The 21,553-nt window shown below is 60.9% G+C and carries 14 protein-coding genes, 1 tRNA gene and 1 riboswitch; of the genes, 3 read left to right on the forward strand and 12 right to left on the reverse strand.

Going from position 1 to position 21,553, the window contains the following annotated elements:
• Positions 1 to 21: 21 nt before the first annotated feature.
• Entirely contained in the window at positions 22 to 3,285 is a 3,264-nt protein-coding gene (locus QRN50_RS11550; protein ID WP_096127068.1) for a DEAD/DEAH box helicase, read from the forward strand.
• 275 nt (positions 3,286 to 3,560) lie between these two features.
• Here the strand turns inward: QRN50_RS11550 and QRN50_RS11555 are convergent.
• From QRN50_RS11555 to QRN50_RS11610, 12 genes are all read right to left on the reverse strand, one after another.
• Positions 3,561 to 3,634: transfer RNA gene (locus QRN50_RS11555), tRNA-Gly, on the reverse strand.
• 158 nt (positions 3,635 to 3,792) lie between these two features.
• The gene (locus tag QRN50_RS11560) at positions 3,793 to 4,674 is read right to left on the reverse strand and encodes an alpha/beta fold hydrolase (protein ID WP_057457179.1); all 882 of its coding nucleotides are present in this window, start codon (positions 4,672 to 4,674) and stop codon (positions 3,793 to 3,795) included.
• A gap of 126 nt (positions 4,675 to 4,800) precedes the next feature.
• The gene (locus QRN50_RS11565; protein WP_024642870.1) at positions 4,801 to 5,493 is read right to left on the reverse strand and encodes a pseudouridine synthase; all 693 of its coding nucleotides are present in this window, start codon (positions 5,491 to 5,493) and stop codon (positions 4,801 to 4,803) included.
• A gap of 35 nt (positions 5,494 to 5,528) precedes the next feature.
• Positions 5,529 to 5,765: a cysteine-rich CWC family protein gene (locus QRN50_RS11570; protein WP_024642869.1), complete on the reverse strand. Its 237-nt coding sequence runs from the start codon at positions 5,763 to 5,765 to the stop codon at positions 5,529 to 5,531.
• Positions 5,766 to 5,806: 41 nt separating this feature from the next.
• On the reverse strand, positions 5,807 to 9,142 hold the full coding sequence (locus QRN50_RS11575) for a dermonecrotic toxin domain-containing protein (protein WP_096127069.1): 3,336 nt from the start codon (positions 9,140 to 9,142) through the stop codon (positions 5,807 to 5,809).
• A gap of 129 nt (positions 9,143 to 9,271) precedes the next feature.
• The gene (gene atzF, locus QRN50_RS11580; RefSeq protein WP_060406371.1) at positions 9,272 to 11,086 is read right to left on the reverse strand and encodes an allophanate hydrolase; all 1,815 of its coding nucleotides are present in this window, start codon (positions 11,084 to 11,086) and stop codon (positions 9,272 to 9,274) included.
• A gap of 35 nt (positions 11,087 to 11,121) precedes the next feature.
• Positions 11,122 to 15,462 carry a 5-oxoprolinase/urea amidolyase family protein gene (locus tag QRN50_RS11585; RefSeq protein WP_285427547.1) on the reverse strand — a complete coding sequence of 1,447 codons (4,341 nt, stop codon included), beginning with the start codon at positions 15,460 to 15,462 and terminating at the stop codon, positions 11,122 to 11,124.
• A 109-nt stretch (positions 15,463 to 15,571) separates the two neighbouring features.
• Positions 15,572 to 16,189 (reverse strand): urea amidolyase associated protein UAAP2, encoded by a 618-nt coding sequence (locus QRN50_RS11590; protein ID WP_003405298.1) that lies wholly within the window; start codon positions 16,187 to 16,189, stop codon positions 15,572 to 15,574.
• An 11-nt stretch (positions 16,190 to 16,200) separates the two neighbouring features.
• Positions 16,201 to 16,926: an urea amidolyase associated protein UAAP1 gene (locus QRN50_RS11595; RefSeq protein WP_096127111.1), complete on the reverse strand. Its 726-nt coding sequence runs from the start codon at positions 16,924 to 16,926 to the stop codon at positions 16,201 to 16,203.
• Complete coding sequence (locus tag QRN50_RS11600; RefSeq protein ID WP_057457244.1) at positions 16,923 to 17,705, reverse strand: ABC transporter ATP-binding protein; 783 nt, start codon at positions 17,703 to 17,705, stop codon at positions 16,923 to 16,925. The genes QRN50_RS11595 and QRN50_RS11600 overlap by 4 nt, the downstream gene beginning before the upstream one ends.
• Positions 17,702 to 18,517 carry an ABC transporter permease gene (locus QRN50_RS11605; protein WP_003413041.1) on the reverse strand — a complete coding sequence of 272 codons (816 nt, stop codon included), beginning with the start codon at positions 18,515 to 18,517 and terminating at the stop codon, positions 17,702 to 17,704. Before QRN50_RS11605 ends, QRN50_RS11600 begins: the two co-directional genes overlap by 4 nt.
• A 27-nt stretch (positions 18,518 to 18,544) precedes the next feature.
• Positions 18,545 to 19,612 carry a putative urea ABC transporter substrate-binding protein gene (locus tag QRN50_RS11610; protein WP_096127112.1) on the reverse strand — a complete coding sequence of 356 codons (1,068 nt, stop codon included), beginning with the start codon at positions 19,610 to 19,612 and terminating at the stop codon, positions 18,545 to 18,547.
• Between the two features lie 63 nt (positions 19,613 to 19,675).
• Positions 19,676 to 19,778, reverse strand: a riboswitch (guanidine-I (ykkC/yxkD leader).
• 479 nt (positions 19,779 to 20,257) lie between these two features.
• Between QRN50_RS11610 and QRN50_RS11615 the strand changes: the two genes are divergently transcribed.
• Positions 20,258 to 20,644, forward strand: a complete 387-nt coding sequence (locus tag QRN50_RS11615) for a hypothetical protein (protein ID WP_161632398.1) — start codon at positions 20,258 to 20,260, stop codon at positions 20,642 to 20,644.
• Positions 20,645 to 20,852: 208 nt separating this feature from the next.
• Positions 20,853 to 21,545, forward strand: coding sequence for a uracil-DNA glycosylase (gene ung, locus QRN50_RS11620; protein WP_003405314.1), 693 nt, complete (start codon positions 20,853 to 20,855; stop codon positions 21,543 to 21,545).
• Positions 21,546 to 21,553: the final 8 nt, after the last annotated feature.

A 21,553-nucleotide genomic window follows, 5' to 3' on the forward strand; every position in this document is an offset into this window, starting at 1 on the left:
GAGTCAGGGGAAGTCATTTTGATGGATCAAGAAAGCATCGTCCGGTACTGGCATGCGGTCGAGTTGTTGCAACCACAATCAGCACCCAAGCTGAAAAAACGCGCTAATCGATACGAAGCGTTTATCCATGACACGTCAATTCAGCGTCCGCTGCTTCCGTGGACTCCGGAAAGTATCGTCAGTCAACAGGCGCTGCCCAAGAAGCGCATATGGAGCCACACGCTCTATGCTCATCTTTACGACAGTCGTCTCGTTGCCGAGAAGCTCGATGCGATGTACGGCGCCGATCAGGGCTACCAGGAGCCCAGGTTTCGCGAGTCAGCCGTGTTTGCGGCAAAATTCACGATGGCGGGCCGACTGGTCGATGACAGCCTCGTGCTTTCAAGCGAAGCGTGGTTTCTTGGTCGGGTATTGACCGGCAAGGATTGGACCAGAGGGTTCGAGACCGACCAAAAGACCGTCAGGGAGCGCGCCAACACCCTGTTCGAAGGTGAGGTATCAAGCGCAGACTTGCGCGAACTGACTCACTGGACCCTCCAGCTCCTGGGGCTGGGGGACTTTTTTGGTGAGATGGACCATCATCATTTTCGCTTTCGCTCACAACCCGTCAAGCCCGACAAGCCCGAGTCGGAAGACGATCCACTGAACAGCTTTTTGCTGGACGATCTTGCCGATGTCGCCGATGCGATCTCCAGGGGGGTGAAAAGCGAACCACTGGATCAGTACCTGCGCTATCACGATCCCGAGCTTCGCCTGCATATGGACGATAAGCGTGCATCGTTGCCACTGATGGGGCGACTGATGCCGGATGCTTACGCCAGTAGCTGTTGGCCTACCGAGCACCATTTGGGCCTGGTGCATTCCCAGCAGCTGGCCGTCAACACAATCCAGTCCACCCTGGCCGATGGTCAAGGGCTGCTTGGCGTCAACGGCCCGCCTGGAACGGGCAAGACGACGCTGTTGCGCGACCTTATTGCAGCGATTATCACCAGCCGCGCCGATGCGTTTGCCAAGCTACGCCGTGCTTCCGATGCATTCGCAAGCGACGGACGCGAAGCTGCCAACGACGGTGGCAGGCAGCAATACAGTTTCAGGCTCAACCCCGCACTGTATGGCTTCGAAATCGTAGTCGCTTCATCCAACAACGGTGCCGTGGAAAATGTGACGCTGGAGCTGCCGCAGCGAGACAAGATTGATGACAGCTGGTTGCCAGAAGCAGAGTATTTCGCCGAGCTGGGGGAGCTGGTCTCGGATAAACCTGCGTGGGGACTGATTTCCGGTGCACTGGGGAGCAAGGCACGACGCAACAAGTTCGTAGATCGTTACTTCTATGGCCAGCGCCCGTTTGGCAGCGGAGCCGAGGTTGCAGTGGAGGTAGAGGACGAGACTGAGGTCGACCCTGATGAAGACGTCGACAACATTGTGGAGGCACTCTTTTCGGCCTCCTCTGCGGAGATGGAGAACGCCGACGACAGCGAGAACCAGAGCGAAGATGCTCTACCCGAGGAAGAGAAGGGCCCGAAGGGATTTTGGGGTTGGCTCAATGTGAGTGCCGAGGTAAATGCGGTCCGCTCTCCAGAGCAACGTCAAGCGCTGTGGCAGCAAGCAGTCTCTGACTACGAGGCGATCAAGGCGCAAGAACGCAAAGCATGCAGTGACGCCAGTCGGATTCGTGAGTTGATCCTGGCCATCCTCGAGGTCAGGAAGAAGATTGCCGAAGACTCCGAAAAGCTCCGGTCATTCGAACAGTCACTGATTGAGATAGCAAATGAACTCTTGCGCCTGGATAACGAGGAAGGTGGCCCCGCTAATATGGCACTCAAGACGTGTCTTGACGCACTTGGGGAACTCCCGCGCAGGCCCGGTTTCTGGTCAAATTTATTCAGCCTGGGAAATGCTCGGCGCGACTGGAATGCCGCTCGGGAACTGCTGGAAAGCCAGCGGGATATTGCCAAAGCCGAGTTCGAGCGGATCACACGTCTCACTCAACAACTCGATATCGATAAGGTCCGGTCGGAAAGAAAAGTCACTGAAGCGCGCCGAGTGCTTCAGGGATCGCAGCAGCAGGACCAAACGCTCACGCGCGATGCCATGGAACTGGCAACCAGTCATCAGGCCGACCATCTGCTCGCTTGGTTGAAAGACAATGCTATCGGGGATGGGGATGCCATTGAACTGGCCGAACCCTGGCGCATTCAAGGCTGGCGGAAGGCTCGGGCGCGGGTTTTCATCCAGGCCCTGAAGCTCCACCAGACGTTCTTCGAACTTGAGGCCTCAAGGCTGCGTTCCAATTTATTCATGATCAACAGTCTGTTGACCGGTTCGCGCTTCCAAGGCTTGTCGCGCGATGCAATCCGTTCGGCGTGGGCTTCTTTGTTTATGGTCGTTCCGGTGTTGAGCAGCACCTTTGCATCATTTGCCCGTTCGTTTGGCTCGCTGGGTGCCAGTGAGATTGGCTGGTTACTCGTGGATGAGGCAGGTCAGGCCGCTCCGCAACAGGCAGTCGGCGCACTGTGGCGGTCCCGACGTGCGTTGCTGGTGGGAGACCCATTGCAACTCAAGCCCATCGTCACCGTATCCGATGCGGTGCTGGAGCACATGCGTACGCGTTACGGTGTTGATGCACACTGGATTCCCAATCAAAAATCCGCACAGGTACTGGCTGACGAAGCCACCCCTTGGGGGCGCATGGCCGGGCCTGCCGGTGGCAAGACGTGGGTAGGATTGCCATTGGTTGTGCATCGCCGCTGCGACAAGCCTATGTATGCACTCGCCAACCTTATCGCCTACGACGGAGCGATGGTGTATGGAACGATTGCACCGCATGCCGACAAAGAAACCCTCGCCAGTCTGCCGACAGGGTGGATACATGTCAGTGGGGCTTCCGAAGGAAATTGGGTGCCTGCGGAAGGGCAGGTCTTACGCGACCTGCTCAAGCGGCTGCATGGCGATGGCGTAGAGGCGAAAGATATTTCAGTCATCACGCCTTTCAAGGCTGTGCAGCAAAACCTCAAGCGCATGCTCCGAGGCAAGCTAGTGTCGGGCACGATCCACACGATGCAAGGCAAGGAGGCATCGATCGTCATCGTCGTACTGGGCGGCAACACTGCCGGAGCTGGCGCTCGCGACTGGGCTGTTTCGGAACCTAACCTGCTGAACGTGGCGGCGACGCGCGCCAAGCGACGCCTCTATGTGATTGGCGACAGAAACGACTGGAAGCACCGGCAATTGTTCTGTGACGTCATGGATCTGCTGCCGCTGCAGGATATTCAAGCACACCGGTAACGGGCTTAACGCATGAATGCCCCGCGCCACCAGATGCAATGCAGCAGCGTCAGCTGAGCGGAGATCAGTGGTTCGGGGGGCGTGTGAATTTGTCCTTGACCCGATTGAACGCGCTAGCGAGCCGGGGCAGTGATGAGAAGGACGTAGATTCCGTTCGAACGGCGGGGGAGGTCATTGCGCTGTGTCACGTTGAAGGAGCGCTTTGCAGGAGGACTACGTGACTGTCTCGCTGTTACTCAATGGATTTCAGTTAAATCGATGAGTCAGGAGAGAAATGGAGCGGGTAGAGGGAATCGAACCCTCAACTAAAGCTTGGGAAGCTTTCGTTTTACCACTAAACTATACCCGCTCTGAGAGCTGCTCTGAGCGGCTGACTTTGTACCAGAACCCTGCCCTGATTTGAAGCGCTAATTTCACTGCGCAGCGCTTTGCCCCCTGATACTCACCCTGAAAACCCACCGCCAGATGACAATGCTCCGCAGCTGACGGTGGCTCCGTGTGCGGTTTTCAGAAGGTCAGGGACGGATAGTCCTGAACCCGGTTATGGCCGTCGCGTGACACCTGTGCCGGTTGCAGGAAGTTCATCAGTACCTGTTTCGAGTCGCGGCAGGCGGCCTTGTGTTCCATGTCCAGAAAGTGGCCGGTGGCGTCGATGGTGCTGAAGCTGCAATCGTGCAGGTACCGGGAGAACTGCGCTGCGTCGTGCGCGCAGGTGTATTCATCCAGGGCACCGTTGATGAACAGTACGGGGACGGTGATGTTCTTGCCTGCGGTCAGGTAATTGTCCGGGTCGAGCTCCAGAACCTGGCTGAAGTGGTAATGCATCTGGTCATACTCGTGAGCATCCAGGCTGCTGATATGACGGAAATTGAAGCGCTTGAACAACGTAGGCAGATGCTTGCCGACGGTGTTGTTGATCAAGTGGCCCATGTCATAACGATTATGTGCGCCCAAGTGCGTGATGCCGTGACACAGGTAGTCATGCATCTTCTCGTTGATCACTGGGGAGAACGAACTGATCACTGCGCTTTCGATGCGTTTTGGCCGATGCGCCAGGGCAACCAGCGTCGCTGCGCCGCCCCACGAGAAGGACAGCACGTGCTCGGCGTTGAAGTGATCGATCAGTTCCAGCAGCAACTGGCCTTCCTCTTCCCGGGTCAGTGGCGCGCCATGCAGGTTGTGCGGTTTGGATTTGCCTGAATAGGGCTGATCGTAAAGCACCACGTTGAAGGCCGGATGAAGGCTGCGGACGGTCTGGGCAAATGATGCGGTAGTGGCCAGCGAGCCGTTGACCAGAATGATGGTCTTGGCGGCGGCATCGGTGCGGTAGAGCTCGGTATAAACCCGAAACTGTCCTTGAATGTCGAGCACTGCTTTTTCTGGCGACATAGGTTTCACTCCTAGCGTAGACAGGTATGCGTGCCTATGACATTGCCCGCGTTTCGTGACAGACATGCGATAGTCGATCAAAGGCCTGTGCCGATCCGACGAGCGTCTGCCAGGCGGCCATGACGTTCAAAACAGGCCGATTTCCCCGGCGTTCAGTGCACGGTAGCTGCCGGGGCGCAGGTCGGGGTCCAGCGCCAGCGTGCCGATGGTTTCCCGATGCAGGCGCAACACTTTGTTGTCGAAGTGGCCGAACATTCGTTTCACCTGATGATAGCGGCCTTCGACAATGCTCAGGCGCGCACTGCGCGGCCCCAACAAGGTCAATTGCGCCGGTTGCGTGGTGATGCCTTCGAATGCGAAATACAGGCCTTCGGCGAATTTCGCGGCGTAGCGTTCGTCGATCGGTTGCTCGGTCTCGACGTAATAGACTTTGGGCATTTTGCTCTGTGGCTGAGTCAGGCGCCGCGACCATTGACCGTCGTTGGTTATCAGCATCAGGCCGGTGGTGTTGAAGTCCAGCCGTCCGGCGATGTGCAGTTCGTGCTTGTCAGGCTCGTCCAGCAAATCGAGCACGGTCGGATGCTGCGCATCGCTCGTCGCGCTGACGCAGCCTTCGGGCTTGTGCAGCATGAAGTAGCGGGGGACTTTGCCTGCCTGGAGGATTTCTTCGTCAAGCGCCACACAACTGAATTCGCGTACTTCGTGGTGCGGGTCGCGGGTTGCCTGGCCGTCTACCTGCACCCGTCCGCTGGCCAGCGCCAGGCGCACTTGCTGACGATTGAAGCGTGGCAGGTTGCTGAGGAAACGATCAAGGCGCATGGCGATAACGGCGAGCGAAGGACGGGGCGCGCATCTTACTCTGTGGCCCGGCGTGCCTGGGGATTTGGCGCAGCATCCTTGATCCCGGCGCAGCGCGGGCACAGACAGGCCTTGTCGCGAAGGTTATCCGGCAGCGCTGCCAGCAATGCCGGGTCGATACTTTGCGAAAAGCACCAGCAGGGCTGGTCCACGGTGCGCGGATCGGCGAGGCTGCATTGGTTGCTGAAGCCGCAGAGGGGGCACAGCGCGGTGTCAGGGGAGGCCGTTGTCATGTCGAGAGTAAGCGCCGTGCTGGATGATCGGGGTGTTCGGTTCAGGCCATATTAGCAATCACCGAGCTCGCTGCCGGGGCATGATAGACGGGTGAACGGTTCATCAGCGCCGATATCGCTGCACATCGGCAGTGCACGAGCAATATTCTGTCGTAATGGATGCCTTGTATGGACAGGCTTTCGAACAGGTCGGCCAGCGATGGCGGGGGCATGCCGAAGCGGTTGCGCACTGTCAGAACATCCATCGGCGTCGGCGGCAACCAGCCGCGCAGGGGCGAGGCGCGCGAATTGCCCACCACGCTTGCGATCTCGTCATAGGTCTCGCTGGTCGTCGTCTGAAACTTGGACAGGCTGTAGTTCTTCAGCCTGCCGGGCAGCGAAGTGCCTGCTATCAACTCGTCGGTGAGAAGCAGTGGTTCAAGCGGTGTGGGCTGCATCACGCTGTGCACCGCCGTGTTGGAACGGGCGAATGGCCGGGCGTTCTTATTGACGACCCGATGCAGCTTCGGGTCCACCAGTTCGTAGCCATGCGGCGCGTAGGTGCGAATCTCGGTACCGTTGGGGATCTTCACCGTTCGGGACCACGGCGTGTAGTACCCATGGCTGCTGACCACCAGAATGCGCGCCTGACCTCTGTCGGACGTCCATAAGAGGAACCTTTTACCCAGCTTCCAGGCATGGACCTGCAACAGGTTTGACGAGACGGCAGTGCTGACCGTCCAGCGCTTGAGCAGGGCGTCGGTGTGAAAGAATTTCTCCAGCCGGGTCTGGCGCGGCGTGACAAATTGCCTGCGCAACGGCCGGGTGCCGAGCGCCCGGTTGAGTGTAATCGCGGTGGTTTGGCGGTTACGCACGGCAGGTTTGACGATTCGGCTCAGTGAGCGCAGCAGCCTTGGCGTGTGCGGAGCCAGTTGCAGCAAGCCCAGCGTTAGCGTAGCCAGCAACGCCTGGTTTTTCTCTGCGTAACGGCTGCCCGGCAGATGGGTTGCGGCAATGGCCAGCGAGGTGATGCCAATTTCCGTCGCCAGGGAGGCAACGAGCGCAGGTGTCAGCAACAAGGACATAGGCACCAGCAGCCGCTGTAATTGCTGCAGCCGGTCGGTCCAGTCCGCCAGGGTTACCTGCGTTGACGTGACGATCTGATCCTCTGCGTCATCCCGCGCGTTCTGTTTGAGCAGTTGGTGTAGAAAAGCGAATGGCGTGTCTTCCAGCCTTTTTTCACACAACGAGTGGCTCATGGCCTGTCGCGTGTCAGGGTTGTACAGCGCATCGGTCCAGGGGCGAAGGATGGAAACGGGTGGGTTGGGCGCCTGTGTCCCGCCCCATAATTTGAGCAGGTAGTCCAGGCGCTGGTGATGACGGCGGGGAACATACCGCATGACCGCCTCACGCCATTCCGGATTGGCCGTTGCCCGGTTCAGATGCAGCTTCAGCGCCGTGTCATCTGCAAACTCGATGAACGCATCGGCGTGGCCCGCCTGATAAAGCACGTTCGGTGAGCCCGGTTGCTCAAGAACCAGCAGGCCGGTGTACTGTTGTTGCATGCCGTCGATCAACGCGCCCTGGACGAAAAAACCGAGTGACCGCCATTGATCAGGCGCCGAGGGCGCAAGGGTTTCCACGAGCAGATCGAAGGTGCTGCGCGTGAGGCTGCCGCGCTTGAGGCTGATCAGTGCCTGGCTGATGAACGTGGTTCTGAACGCCTGTTCGATGGCGGTTCTCCGCTGGTCCCAGAAGTCGTGGACGCGCTGGGTCATCCAGGTCAGAAAGTCGAAGGCTCTGATGTAATCCTCGAGCGCCTGCGGACTGATCTCCAGCAACTGACCCTGCTCACTGTCGCCCTGCCCGGTGGGGTCGAGGAAGACGATGGTGCCGCCGCCGTGGTCGATGTAGCCAGCTGGGTGATCGACTCGATAATTGCTTATCAGCGCCTCGCTCAGGCTGATCGGCCTCGGGTCGGGCGTGTGAATATACGTAGGCGGCAATCTGGGGTTGCCCAGGGGGTTGCTCGAATAGCCGGGTTGATAAGCGATGAATACCTGTTCGGGGTTGAGCGTCAGCGCGTGGTTTTCCTGTAGATAGCTCGCCATGACCTGGCCGGCCATTTTCGATGCAGCCGGGATCTGCTCCAGAATGCCTGGCTGTACCTGCCACAGGTCTGCTGCACCAGCCAGCGCCAGACTGCGCGCTACCGGTCTGAGCAGGTCGAGCGTGCTGCGCGCGTGGCTGTCGGCTAGAAGCCCGGCGAACCAGGCCTGGGTCAGTGCGGTGAACAGGTCGCCTTCGATCAGCGGCGCCTCGGCAACGATGCCTGCATGCTGCTCAAGCGAAAGAAATACCTGGCCGTAGAGCCCCGAGGCGTTCATCGCCGCCAACAGGCGTCTGCTCATTTGCCGTGGATCATCGCTGATGTATTCGACGACGTTGCCCTTGGCACCCAGGATGTGAATGAAACAGTGCGAGGTGGTTTTCGAGCTGATCTGAAATATTTCCGGCACCCGTTTGCCATTCAGGGTCAGGATCCGGACCTCGGATTTTTCCCCTCGTCCACTCATGCTGATCGTGTCGGTGTCGATGGGAGACCGGTCAAGTCCCATGGCGTCCAGCGCCAGCCAATAGCCGTCCCGGCTGATGTGCCTGTGATTGAGCTGCCGAGCCAGGTTGTCAAGGAACGCCAGCCGCGACAATGTGCGCCAGGTCGCCTCGTGTCGGGCTCTGAAAGCCTGCAGTACGGCGTGGTAATTGCGTTTGAGCGGCAGCTCGCCAATCAGCTTGAACATCTGCGCGGTTGTCAGCACAGGCGTGTTTTCGCACAGTGAAAGATCGGCAAGGGTGCTACGCGACAGCGCCTGGAAGTGCGCAGGCTCGAAGCTGGCCAGCGCCACATCGGTCAGCGACAGGCTGACGCTGTAATGCTCGTGTCCATTGTCGTCAACAGCAGGTCGGTCATTGTTGCTGAAGGTGATCTGCAGGACGTCCGGGTCGAGTGCCTTGCCGCTTTTCTGTCTGAGCAGCTCGGTCAGGTGCTGGCGAACGTAATCCTGTCGGGTCGGCGGAAAGTCCATGTCCAGCTGGCAGGCTTGCAGGAGCAATGGCGAGTCGGCAATCAGCCGGAAGCCTGCACTGTTACGCATGGCCCTGAGCTGACGTTCGATGTGTGGTGCGGCGTCTTCCGGCTCGCTTTCTTCCGCTACCGCAGGCAACGGCGTTGGTTCGGGCATTGAAAAGCCGTCCGCCAGGGTAAACGGTATCGATGCGTTCAGCGTGTCGTGTCTGCTACTGCTGTGCTCGGGGCGCAGAACGCTGGTTTGTTCCAGCAGCAATGAGGATGGGTGAAACAGCGTGTCCTGGCGAAGCGGACTCCAGATGGGATTCATGACGTGCGGTCAAAATGAATGAATGCCCATTATTTCGAGAAGCGTGATGGGGAAGGTCACAACTATGTATCGCGACACGCCAGCGCGCTGAAAGAGTGAGGCAGCACGCCCGAGCGTGCCGCCTTGCGCTTACTGCTGTTGCAGGTGCGCACGCCAGCCGCCGAGATGGCTGATATCGCGGGCACCCTCCAGGCCATAGGCTTCGCAGATGAAACCGGTCTCCCAGCGGCCGTCGGCCAATTGCACCTTGCCCAGCCCGAGCGGTGCCGGAATGCCGGTCAGGAACGATCCCAGCTCGACACTTGGCAACTCCCAGACCTCCACGTCGATGGCTACGCCCTGTTCGGCCACCCGCACCATGCCGGGCCGAAACGGCGGACCACCGGCCAGCGCATACAGCCGATAGTCGGCCGAGCTTTGCGTGGTTTCCAGCAGGCGTGCCCCGCGTTGCCTGAGCTGCCAGTTCAACGCCAGTCCGTCCAGATGGGCACCGCAGACCACCAACCGCGCCATATCGTTGCGCGCAGTGCTCTGCGGCGCAGGCAGTCGAGGTGCTTCGCCGCCAATCAAGGGCAGGCCGGTTTGCCGCTGCAAGGCGTCGGCCAGGCTAAGCAGGTACTGATCGGTGAACGCTCGTCCGAACAGCGTCACGCCCCACGGCAGACCATTGCCCATGAACGTGCTGGGCACGGCGACGGCGGCGTAGTCGAGCAGGTTGACGAAATTCGTGTAGTAACCCAGCTCCGAATTGCGCAACACCGGCTCGGCCGCCAGCTCTGCGGATGTCACCGGGCGGCCGATGCTTGGCGTTACCACGCACTCCAGCCCTTCAAGCGCCCGATCGCATGTCGCCTTGAGTGCTTGCAGGCGGTATTGCGCGCGAAACGTATCGACCCCGCTGACTTGGGGAGCCTTGGCCAGCACGTTGCGGATTACCGGCAATACCGCGTCAGGGCGTTCTTCCATCAACTGCCCGGCGACGCTGTAGCGTTCCGCAACCCACGGCCCCTCGTACAACAACCGCGCCGCTTCGAGAAACGGTGAAAGGTCGACCGTGACCGCTTCGCCACCCAGCGCGGTGAGGTGGTCGATGGCTGCACTGAACAGTCCGGGCCCCTCGGCACAGCCAAAGAACTGCAGGTCCTCGGCGCGGGGTACACCGAAGCGAAACGGGCGAGGTGTGCCGAACCCCGAGGCGTCGTTCCACAGCGGGTTGCGACGGCTGTACTCATCGCGCGGATCAACGGCGGCGATCAGTGCCAATAGCTCGCTGGCTTCCCGCGCCGTGGCGGTGAAGGTCGAGACGCAATCCTGTGTGCGGCATGCGGGTACTACGCCTGCCGTGGAAATCAGCCCCTTGCTGGCTTTCATTCCCACCAGGTTGTTCAGTGCCGCAGGCACCCGGCCCGAGCCCGCCGTGTCGGTGCCCAGCGAGAAGCTGCTGACGCCCAGGGCCACGGCCAGCGACGAGCCGGCGCTAGAGCCGCCGGACGGGTACTCGTTCAACACGCTGTTGGGGCAGGCGCCATAGGGCGAGCGGCTGCCATTCAAACCCGTGGCGAACTGGTCCAGATTGGTCTTGCCCATGGGCACTGCACCCAGTGCGATCAGTTGCGCGACGACGCTTGCCGAGTGCTCGGGTGTGTAGGCGTAGTCCGGGCAGGCTGCGGTGGTTGGAATGGCCGCCAGATCAATATTGTCCTTGATCGCGAAGGGCACGCCGAACAGCGGCAGGTCTCTGGGATCACGATCGTCCAGTGCGGCCAGGTAGGGCTCGAGTTCAGCCGGGCTGAGCAGGTGGATGAACAGGTGATAATCGCTGTTCAGCCTTGCGGCTTTTTCGCGCAGCGCCAGGATCAGCTGGCGCGGGGATATCCGCCCGGACTGGTAGGCCGTGCGTACGGTGTCCAGGCGCAGGTCATTGGGCAGTGCTGTGTCGTTCATGACGGGATTCCCTTGAAAGTGAAAAGTTGTTCGATTCAGTCTGCGCTCAGCACCACCACCCGTTGCCCTGCGCGTACTGCCGAGCCGGGTTGCACCCTGACGTCCTGCACCACGCCGGCGATCGGGGCGAGCAGGGGGATTTCCATTTTCATGGACTCCAGAATCACCAGCACATCGCCTGCTTCCACGCGCGCTCCCGGTTGCACCTGAACTTGCCAGAGATTGCCGGCGATGTGGCTGTCGACGCCTTGCTGGCCGGGTTGCAGGGGCTGTTCTTCAGTGTTCGGCGCCACGCCTTCATCGCTCTGGAAATCGGCCTGCCCGTTGGCGATCCAGCGTTCGCGCTCGGCGTTGAAAGCGGCGTTTTGCTGGGCGCGGAATGCCGTAATGCCTTCGGCTTCGCGGCTCAGGAAGGCCTGGTAATCAGCCAGATTCAGGGTGCTGTGTTCGATGTTCAGGGCGAAGCGACCCAGCGGGAAGTCGCGGCGGATACGCACCAGTTCGTCGGCGCTGACCGGGTAGAAACGGATCTGATCGAAGAAGCGCAACAGCCATGGTTTGCCCTGGAAGGCGGCGACGTCGCGATAGCGATTCCACATCTGCAACGTGCGGCCAACGAACTGATAACCGCCGGGGCCCTCCATGCCATACACGCACATGTAGGCGCCGCCGATGCCCACCGAATTCTCGGCGGTCCAGGTGCGTGCCGGGTTGTACTTGGTGGTGACCAGCCGGTGGCGCGGGTCCAGCGGCGTGGCCACCGGTGCGCCGAGGTACACATCGCCCAGGCCCATGACCAGATAACTGGCGTCGAACACCGTACGTTGCACTTCGTCGAGGTTGGGCAGGTCATTGATACGGCGGATGAACTCCAGGTTGCTTGGGCACCACGGTGCGTCCTTGCGCACGGTAGTCATGTATTTTTCGATGGCCAGCTGGCAGGCCGGGTCGTCCCAGGACAGTGGCAGATGGACGATGCGCGACGCCACTTGCAGGTCTTTCGCGGCGCACACCGCGTCCCATTCTCCGGCGACGATGTCGAGCAGTTGCCGAAGCGGCAGCTGCTCGGGGCGATAGTGGACTTGCAGCGAGCGAATGCCTGGCGTCAGGTCGATCACACCCGCCAGCGCCTTGGCCTCCAGCGCAAGCATCAGTGCGTGGCCACGCAGGCGCAGCACCAGATCCAGCTCCGGCGCACCGATTTCCAGCAGCAGATGGGTATCGCCGGACAGACGTGCGACCAGGCGTTTATCGTCCTGGCCGATGTCGAGGATGACCGGAGTGCGCAGATCCTCTACGCGAACAACTTCGCTCCTACTGGAGTTTGCGGGGCCTTGTGGGAGCGAGCTTGCTCGCGAAGAGGGCGTTGCAGTCGATGGATTTTCCGCGTCAGGAATACTGCCTTCGCGAACAAGTTCGCTCCTACGGGAGTTTGCGATGCCTTGAAGGCGCGCGGTGCCTTGTGGGAGCGAGCTTGCTCGCGAAGAGGGAGGTGCAGTCAATGGATTTTCTGCGTCAGGAATATAGCCTTCGCGAGCAAGCTCGCTCCCACGGGAGTTTGCCGGGCCTTGTGGAAGCTGGCTTGCTCGCGAAGAGGGAGGTGCAGTCAATGGATTTTCTGCGTCAGGCATATAGCCTTCGCGAGCAAGCTTGCTCCCACGGGAGTTCGCGGAGTCTTGTGGGAGCGAGCTTGCTCGCGAAGATGGCGGTGCAGTCAATGGATTTTCTGCGTCAGGAATACTGCCTTCGCGAACAACTTCGCTCCTACTGGAGTTTGCGGGGCCTAGTGGGAGCGAGCTTGCTCGCGAAGAGGGCGTTGCAGTCGATGGATTTTCTGCGTCAGGCATATAGCTTTCGCGAACAACTTCGCTCCTACTGGAGTTTGCGGGGCCTTGTGGGAGCGAGCTTGCTCGCGAAGATGGCGGTGCAGTCAATGGATTTTCTGCGTCAGGCATACTGTTTTCGCGAACAAGTTCGCTCCTACGGGCGTTTGCGGGGCCTTGTGGGAGCGAGCTTGCTCGCGAAGAGGGCGGCACAGTCGATGGATTTTCTGCGTCAGGAATACTGTCTTCGCGAGCAAGCTCGCTCCCACATCGTTCTGCATGACACGCCTCGACACTGACCGGGGTGAATCGGACCCTGTCGCCAGCCTTCAATTGCCCCAGCTGCCACAGGTCTGCCTCGATGATGGTCACCGGGCAGACGAATCCGCCCAGGCTGGGCCCATCCGGCCCGAGGATTACCGGCATGTCCCCAGTGAAATCCACCGCGCCGATCGCATACGGGTTGTCGTGAATGTTGGACGGGTGCAGGCCCGCTTCGCCGCCGTCGGCGCGCACCCATTCGGGTTTGGGGCCGATCAGACGCACGCCGGTGCGGCTGGAGTTGAAATGCACTTCCCAGTCGGTCGCGAAAAACCTCTCGATGTACGCTTCGGTGAAGTATTCCGGGGCCGCATGCGGGCCGTAAATGACCCTCATCCGGCGCACGTCTGTCAGCGCTTCAAGTGCTTCGTCGGCAATCCGCTGCCCCGCACTTCGCTCCACCAGGTGCGCGATGTGCAGCACATCGCCGGCGCGCAGCGCGCGACCGCCATGACCGCCGAACTGGCCGAGGGTAAAGGTACTTTTGCTGCCCAGATAATCCGGCACGTCGAGCCCGCCGCGCACGCACAGGTAGCTGCGTACACCGGCACCTGCGATGGTGCCCAGCGACAACGTCGAACCGGCGCTCACCAATAGCGCGGTGTTCATCGCACAGGATTGGCCATCGAGGGTGATCGGGATGTGCGCACCGGTCACTGCGACCACCGCATCGGTGTTGAAGCGCAGTAGCGGCCCGCTCATGGTGATTTCCAGCGCAGCGCATCCTTCGGGGTTGCCCAGCAGCTCATTGCCCTGGCGCAACGCGCGGCTGTCCATCGGCCCGGATGGCGGTACACCGACCGCCCAGTAGCCCAGTCGTCCCGGGTAATCCTGAACGCTGGTCTGGGTGCCGCCGCTCAGCACTTCGAAGGTGTCAGCGCGATACACCAGATCTTCCAGACAGCGGGTCCATGGCTGGCCACTGGCGAACGGCGCGTCGGCAATGATCTGGCGCAAGTAGTCGCGATTGGTTTCCACACCGTACAGACGCGTTTCGTTCAGCGCGTCGATCAGCCCGGCGCTGGCGTCCTCGCGGGTCGGTGCCCAACTGATCAGCTTGGCGATCATCGGGTCGAAGTACGGCGGTATCTCGCAACCGGCTTCGACCCAGGTATCGATGCGCAGCGTCCGGCCATCGGCAGGCGGGAAATCAGCCGCAGTCAGCAGGCCAGGGCAGGGCTGGAAGTCACGGCCCGGATCTTCCGCGTACAGCCGCGCCTGAATCGCATGGCCAAGCGGTTTCAGACCGGCCTGCAACTGATCCAGCGGCGGCAGATCACCGGCGGCCAGTTGCACCATCCAGCTGACCAGATCCACGCCCCAGACCTGCTCGGTGACGCCGTGCTCGACCTGCAAGCGTGTGTTCACTTCCAGAAAATAGAAGCGCTGATCTTCACTGTCGAAGACGAACTCGACCGTCCCGGCGCTGCGATAATTGACTGCCCTGGCGAGTTTGACAGCCGCTGCGCAGAGTTCTTCGGCCATGCCGTGCGGCAGGTTCGGGGCCGGGGTTTCTTCCAGCACTTTCTGATTGCGCCGCTGCACCGAGCAGTCGCGTACGCCAAGCGCCAGCACCTCGCCCTGACCGTCGCCGAACACCTGCACTTCCAGGTGGCGGGCGCGCTGGATGTATTTCTCGATGAACACACCCGCGTCGCTGAAATTGTTCTGACCGAGGCGCTTGACCGCCTCGAACGAGTCGGCCAGCTCTTCTGCGCTGCGACACACACGCATGCCGATGCCGCCACCGCCCGCCGTGCTCTTGAGCATCACCGGGTAGCCGATGGTGCGAGCTGCCGCGATGGCCGACTCCAGACTGTCGAGCAGTTCGGTGCCTTCGAGCATGGGCACGCCATGCTGCTTGGCCAGCGCTCGGGCGGTGTGCTTGAGGCCGAATACGCGCAGCTGCTCGGGCGTCGGGCCGACGAAGGCGATACCGGCGTCTTCGCAGGCCTGAGCGAATGCAGCGTTTTCGGAGAGGAACCCGTAGCCGGGATGAATGGCTTTGGCGCCGCTGGCGTTGGCGATGGCGAGGATCTTGTCCACCGCCAGATAGGTTCCGGCTGCGCCACCTTCGCCCAGGCTGTGGGCTTCGTCGGCCTGCATCAGGTGCAGGCTGGCAGCGTCGGCTTCGGAATACACCGCCACGCCCTTGACCTGCAAGGTGCGCAGGGTCCGCAGGATGCGGCAGGCAATGGCGCCACGGTTGGCGATCAGCAGTTTGTCGAACATGGCATAACCCCGGAAACCCAGTCGCACTCGGTTTCGTGATGGGAAGCGGGCCGTCCCGCTATTGATCAATCTACGCAACGGTCGTCCGTTGCTGAGGGCAGGTGCCGGGTCAGTCGCGAATCAACAACTGCGCAGGCGTCGGGTTGTAGCCGTTGCAGGGGTTGTTGAGCTGTGGACAGTTGGAAATCAGCACGATCACGTCCATTTCAGCGCGCAGCTCGACGTATTTGCCGGGCGCGGAAATACCGTCTTCGAAGGTCAGGCCGCCTTCGGCGGTCACGGGTACGTTCATGAAGAAATTGATGTTGGGGCCGATGTCGGCCTTGCTCAGACGGCCGTCATGCACACAGGCGCGCAGATAGTTGTCGCGGCAGCTGTGCATGTAGCGCTTTTCCAGGGCGTAGCGCACGGTGTTGCTCTCTTGCGCGCACGCGCCACCGAGTGTGTCGTGGCGACCGCAGGTGTCATCGACAATGGTCAGCATCGGCTGGCCGAGGTTGGAAAACAGCACGCTGCCGGTGGTCAGGTACACGCTGTTCTGACGGCGCAGGGTGCGCTGCACGTCGTAGCGTTCACGCGGGTTGCTCAGGCTGAAAAACAGCGTGTCGACGGCCTGATTGCCTTGCAGGTCGAGGATGCGCACGGTCTGCCCGGCCTTGACCTCGGCCAGAAAGGGCTCGCCGGCCGGGATGGTCGCGTCGCAGCAAAGATGAGTGGGTGAGTTCATGACAAGGCTCCTCAGGCGAACAGGCGGTCGGTATTGATGAAGCCGCGCGCGTTTTCCGGGCGCGAGGTGCGGCAGTGCTCGGCAACGCTGGCGTCGGCTTTCATCCAGCTGAGCTTGAGCGGTTGCGGGGCATATTCCGGGTTGGGGTCCATCGGGTGTTGCAGCGCGGTCAGCACCACCAGCGTATCCATCGGTGCGTAGAGCTCGATGTAGTCGCCGGCTTTGGAATTGTTCGGGGCGAAGTGCAGGGTTCCTGCCTCGTCGACATCGACACGGCTGAACAGGTTGAGGGTCATCAGCAGGTCGGACAGCCCCAGCCCCCATTTGCCCAGCTCGACCAGCAGGTTGTCGACGCCATTGCGAAAGAAGCCGTTGCGCAATTCCTGGTAGCGACCCTGGCCATACTTTTCAGCAACCTCCTGAGCATTGAGCACGCCACCAATGCTGTCGCTCCAGCCGCAGGTATCAGTGACGATGGCCGCCAGTACGCGGCCCATGTCCGAATACAGGCAATGACCGTTGCTCAGGCGAGCGGTGTGCTGGCATTTGAGGCTGTCGGGCAGGTTCAGCCGCTCGGTTTTTTCGTGGGCGTTGAGCAGGGTCAGGCTGACGTTGGCGTTGCCGTGCAGGTCGGTCAGGCGCAGCAGTTCGCCGCGCTTGAGGATGAACGAACGATGGCCGCCACCGGGTAGCAGTTCTTCGGCGAAAACCGGGTACAGCGTGGTTGAGTCAGTCATTGAACAGGCTCCTCTGAAACGTTGAGCAGCGAATCGATAGCGGCGCGCTCGGCGCGGCGTTCGCTGTTGAGGGGGATGTCGTAAGTGATGCGTGCGCCATAGGCTCCGGGCGCATGCGGGTCGTGGCGCACCTTGTCGAAAACCAGCAGGCGGGTGCCGAGGTTGAAACCTTCGGACAGGTCGTGGGTAACCATGAACACGGTCAGTTTCGTTTCGCGCCACAGGTCCAGCAGCAGGTGGTGCATGTCCTTGCGGATGCCGGGGTCGAGCGCGCCGAACGGCTCGTCCAGCAGCAGGACGCGCGGTTTCATGATCAGCGCCTGGGCGATGGCCAGGCGCTGCTGCATGCCGCCGGACAATTGTGTCGGATACTTGTCCAGCGCATGCCCGAGGCCGACCTTGCCGAGCAACTGCGCGGCGTGCTCGCGGGCCTCGCCTTTTGCCTGGCCGAACAGACGGCCCAGCCAGGGCGAGCGGGGCAGCTCCAGACCCAGCGCCACGTTGTCGAGCACCGACAGGTGCGGGAATACCGAATAGCGCTGAAACACCACGCCACGGCTGGCATCCGGCTCATTGCGCAAGGGCGTGCCGTCCAGCGTGATCACGCCGCGACTGGGGGATTCCTGACCCAGCAACAGGCGCAGAAAGGTCGACTTGCCGCAGCCCGACGCGCCGACCAGCGTGCAGAACTCGCCTTCGGCCACGTCCAGGTTGAGGCCCTCGAGCACCACCTGGTCGGCGTATTGCTGCCAGACATTGCGCACACTGATAAAGCTCATGCCCGCGCTCCTTCGTACCAGGGAAAGGCACGTCGGGTCAGGGCTTTCAGGCCCCAGTCCATCAGCCAGGCGAGCAGGGTGATCCACACCACATAGGGCAGGATCACGTCCATCGCCAGATAGCGCCGCACCAGGAAGATCCGGTAGCCCAGGCCGTCAGTCGAAGCAATCGCCTCGGCGGCGATCAGAAACAGCCACGCCGACCCCAGCACCAGGCGCAGGGCGATCAACAGGCGTGGCAGTAATTGCGGCAGGATCACCCGCAGGATCAGTGTCCAGGTCGAGGCGCCGAGGGTTTGCGCCTTGATCAGCAGTTCGACCGGGATTTCACGGGCGCGCTGTTCCAGATCACGGGCCAGAATCGGTGTGATACCGATCACGATCAGCATCACCTTCGACAACTCGCCCAGGCCGAACACGATGAACAGAATCGGCAGAATGGCCAGCGGCGGCACCATCGACAGCACCGTCAGCAAGGGCGACAGCGGTGCGCCGCACAACGGCAGGATGCCCGCTGCGATGCCCAGGCACAGACCCAGCAGCGCGCTGATCCCCAGGCCGATGGCCAGGCGTTGCAGGCTCGATGCGCTGTCCTGCCACAGCAGGTAGTCACCGCTGCGCGGGTCGGCAACGAACGCCATGCGTTTGACCGCATCGGCCATCTGTACCGCGCTGGGCAGCAGTTTGTCGCTGGGGTTTTCCGCAAGCCGGGTGGCCGAGCCCATGAAATAGGCGAACAGCAACAGGGCGAACGGCAGGATCACCAGTATCAGGCGACCGGCACGATCCGGATGGCGGTTTATCAAACGCATGGCAATGACCTTTCTACTGAACGTGATTTACAGCTTGCCGTCGACGGCCATCTGCACGTAGCTAGGGTCAAAGTGCAGCTTGAGATTGCCCTTGTCGCCGAGCGTCACGCCATTGGCGAACGACATGCCGACCGCATCGGCGTCGCGTGCACCTTCGCCGAGCAAACCGTGGGCGAACGAGAAGTCAGCCACCTTGCGCTGGGTGTCCGGCAGCTGTTTGCTGGTGGCGAACTCAAGCGCTTCCTTGGGCGTGGCAAACAGCTTGGTGGTGTCCAGTTGCGCCTGGAAGCCGGCCAGATCGGTGCCCGATGCCTTGGCCATGTGTTCCAGCGCCGCCTTGGCCTGAGCGTTTTTGGCGTTCATCAACGCGACCACTTCAAACCAGGCGCCGGTCAGGGCTTTGCCCAGGGCCGGGTTGTCTTTCAGGGTCTGGGTGTTGACGACCATCATGTCCATGATCTCGCCGGGGATCTGGCTGGAGTTGAACACTTCGGTGACGCCGGGCCTGGCCTTGATGTCCGAGAGCATCGGGTTCCAGGTGGTGACCGCCTGTACATCGTCGGTATTGAAGGCTGCCGAGATATCGGCATCCGAGGTGTTGACCACTTTGAGGTCTTTTTCGCTGAGCTTGACGCTGTCCAGCGCCCGGGCCAGCAGGTAGTGAGACGCCGACAGCTCGACCAGATTGACGTCCATGCCTTTGAGGTCGGCGACTTTCTTGCCTTCGCCCTTGAGCACGATGCCGTCGTTGCCATTGGAGAAGTCGCTGACGATCAGTGCCGTGCTTTCCACGCCACCTGCGGCCGGGATGGTCAGGGCGTCCATGTTGGTCATGGTGCAGCCATCGAACTGGCCGGCGGTGTACTGATTGATGGATTCGACGTAGTCATTGAGCTGGGTGACATCGATCGTGATGCCGTACTTTTTCGCCCACTTGTCGACGATGCCCTGGCTACCTGCGTATTCCCACGGCATCCAGCCTGCGTAGATGGTCCAGCAGACGTTGAAGTGATCTTTCTGGGCGGCATTCGCCGAGAGGCTCAACGCAGCAAGCAGGCCTGCCGTCAGCAGACCGAAGAGACGAGACTTTTGCATGTTGAGAAATCTCCAGTAGTGAAAAAAGGCGGCCAGGAGCAACGTGACACCACTGGTGTCCCTGTCTCCCGGGCTTTTGTCCCGCCGTGTAACCTCTACTGGAGGTCGCCAACTCTCGGACCAGCCACTTGCCTGGCGGCAAGCCGGAACCCTAGTCGGCTATTGCAAATTGTGGTGCCGCGAACCTGTGTTGACTCCTGCACACCGCTCACTCAAGCGAGAGTTGTGCCAACTCGTGCTGCGCCTTGTTTTTCAAGGGCTGGCCGAGTCGTCCACAGTCAGCTGCCGCAGGAACTGCCTTGTGCTGGTGCGAGGGCGCACCGTGATGAGGCAACGGCGGATGAAATGTTTTGTAGCATCTTTGTAGAACGTTGAAATACGCCTGCAGGCCTTGGTCGCAGAGCCTTTGCGAGCCAGTGGGCAACCATTCGTAGTCAGGCCTCAAGGCTGCCCCAAGGCACTAGAAGGCCTTTTCGATGTCAGATAATTCGTCCGCCAACCGCTTTGACGGACGCCGACCAGCGTCGCTGGTTTGGCCCAATCGCGGTCCAGGAGGCCGCCATGTATCGAAGACCCTTGCTTATCACGTTGCTGACCCTTTTCCTTTCTGGTTGCTACGCAGGTCCCGGTTACTACGAATCCGATGTGTACACGCAGCCGACTGTCGTTGGCGGCGCCTACGCGTATGACAATGGCTATCGCGCTACCTACTATCAGGAGCGACGCATCTATGTGGCGCCTCAACCGCGCTATTACACCCAGCCTCGCTACTACGCCCCGGCACCACGCTATTACGCGCCCCCGCCCCCGCCGCGCTACTACCAGCCGGGACGTCCACCGGGTTATGGCTGGAGAAACGACGGCTTTCGTGGCAATGGCGGTTTCGGCCGCAATGACGGCTTCGGACGTAACGACGGCTTCCGCGGCGACCGAGGCAATCGTGGCTGGGATGACCACGGTGGGCGTGGCGGAAGAGATGGCCGTGATCATGGACGAGGCGGGCGCGGCGATGGTCGTGGCGGGCATCGCTAGCTGAAAGCCGCGCGCTCACGATCGTGTCAGCGCTGTGAACTGACTGCTACAAACTGACTGCTGCAACATGACTATGGTGCCGACGCTCCGCGTCGGCACGCCTTTCTGGACGCTCTGCGTCCGATCTTGAAGGCGCATAGCGCGACCGGCATTGACTTTGCTGCCCGGCTTTCCTAGTGTCCGCGCATTGTTTTTACCGGATGTAACCATGACTAGCGACGACCGCATCAAGCTTGAGCCCAGCTGGAAAAACGCCCTGCGTGACGAATTCGAACAACCCTACATGGCTCAATTGCGCGAGTTTCTGCGTCAGGAGCACGCGGCGGGCAAGGAAATCTATCCGCCCGGTCCGCTGATTTTCAATGCGTTGAACTCCACGCCGCTGGATAACGTGAAAGTGGTCATTCTTGGCCAGGATCCGTATCACGGCCCGAATCAGGCGCATGGTCTGTGCTTCTCGGTGCAACCGGGTGTGCCGACGCCGCCATCGCTGGTCAACATCTACAAAGAGCTGAAACGCGACCTGAACATCGATATTCCGAACCACGGTTGCCTGCAATCCTGGGCTGATCAGGGCGTGCTGTTGCTGAACACCACCCTGACCGTCGAACGTGCCAACGCGGCGTCGCATGCGGGCAAAGGCTGGCAGCACTTCACTGACCGGATCATCCAAGTGGTCAGCGAGCATCAGCCGCATCTGGTGTTCCTGCTGTGGGGCGCTCATGCGCAGAGCAAGCAGAAACTGGTCGATGCGACCAAGCATCTGGTGCTGACCTCTGTCCATCCTTCGCCGTTGTCAGCCTACAAAGGCTTCCTGGGCAACGGGCACTTCGGGCGGGCCAACAAGTACCTTGAGCAAAACGGCATCGCGCCGATTGACTGGCGCTTGCCTGCGCTCTGATTTGAATT

The organism is Pseudomonas sp. MEJ108 (assembly GCF_030208985.1).
Classification (GTDB): domain Bacteria; phylum Pseudomonadota; class Gammaproteobacteria; order Pseudomonadales; family Pseudomonadaceae; genus Aquipseudomonas; species Aquipseudomonas fragariae.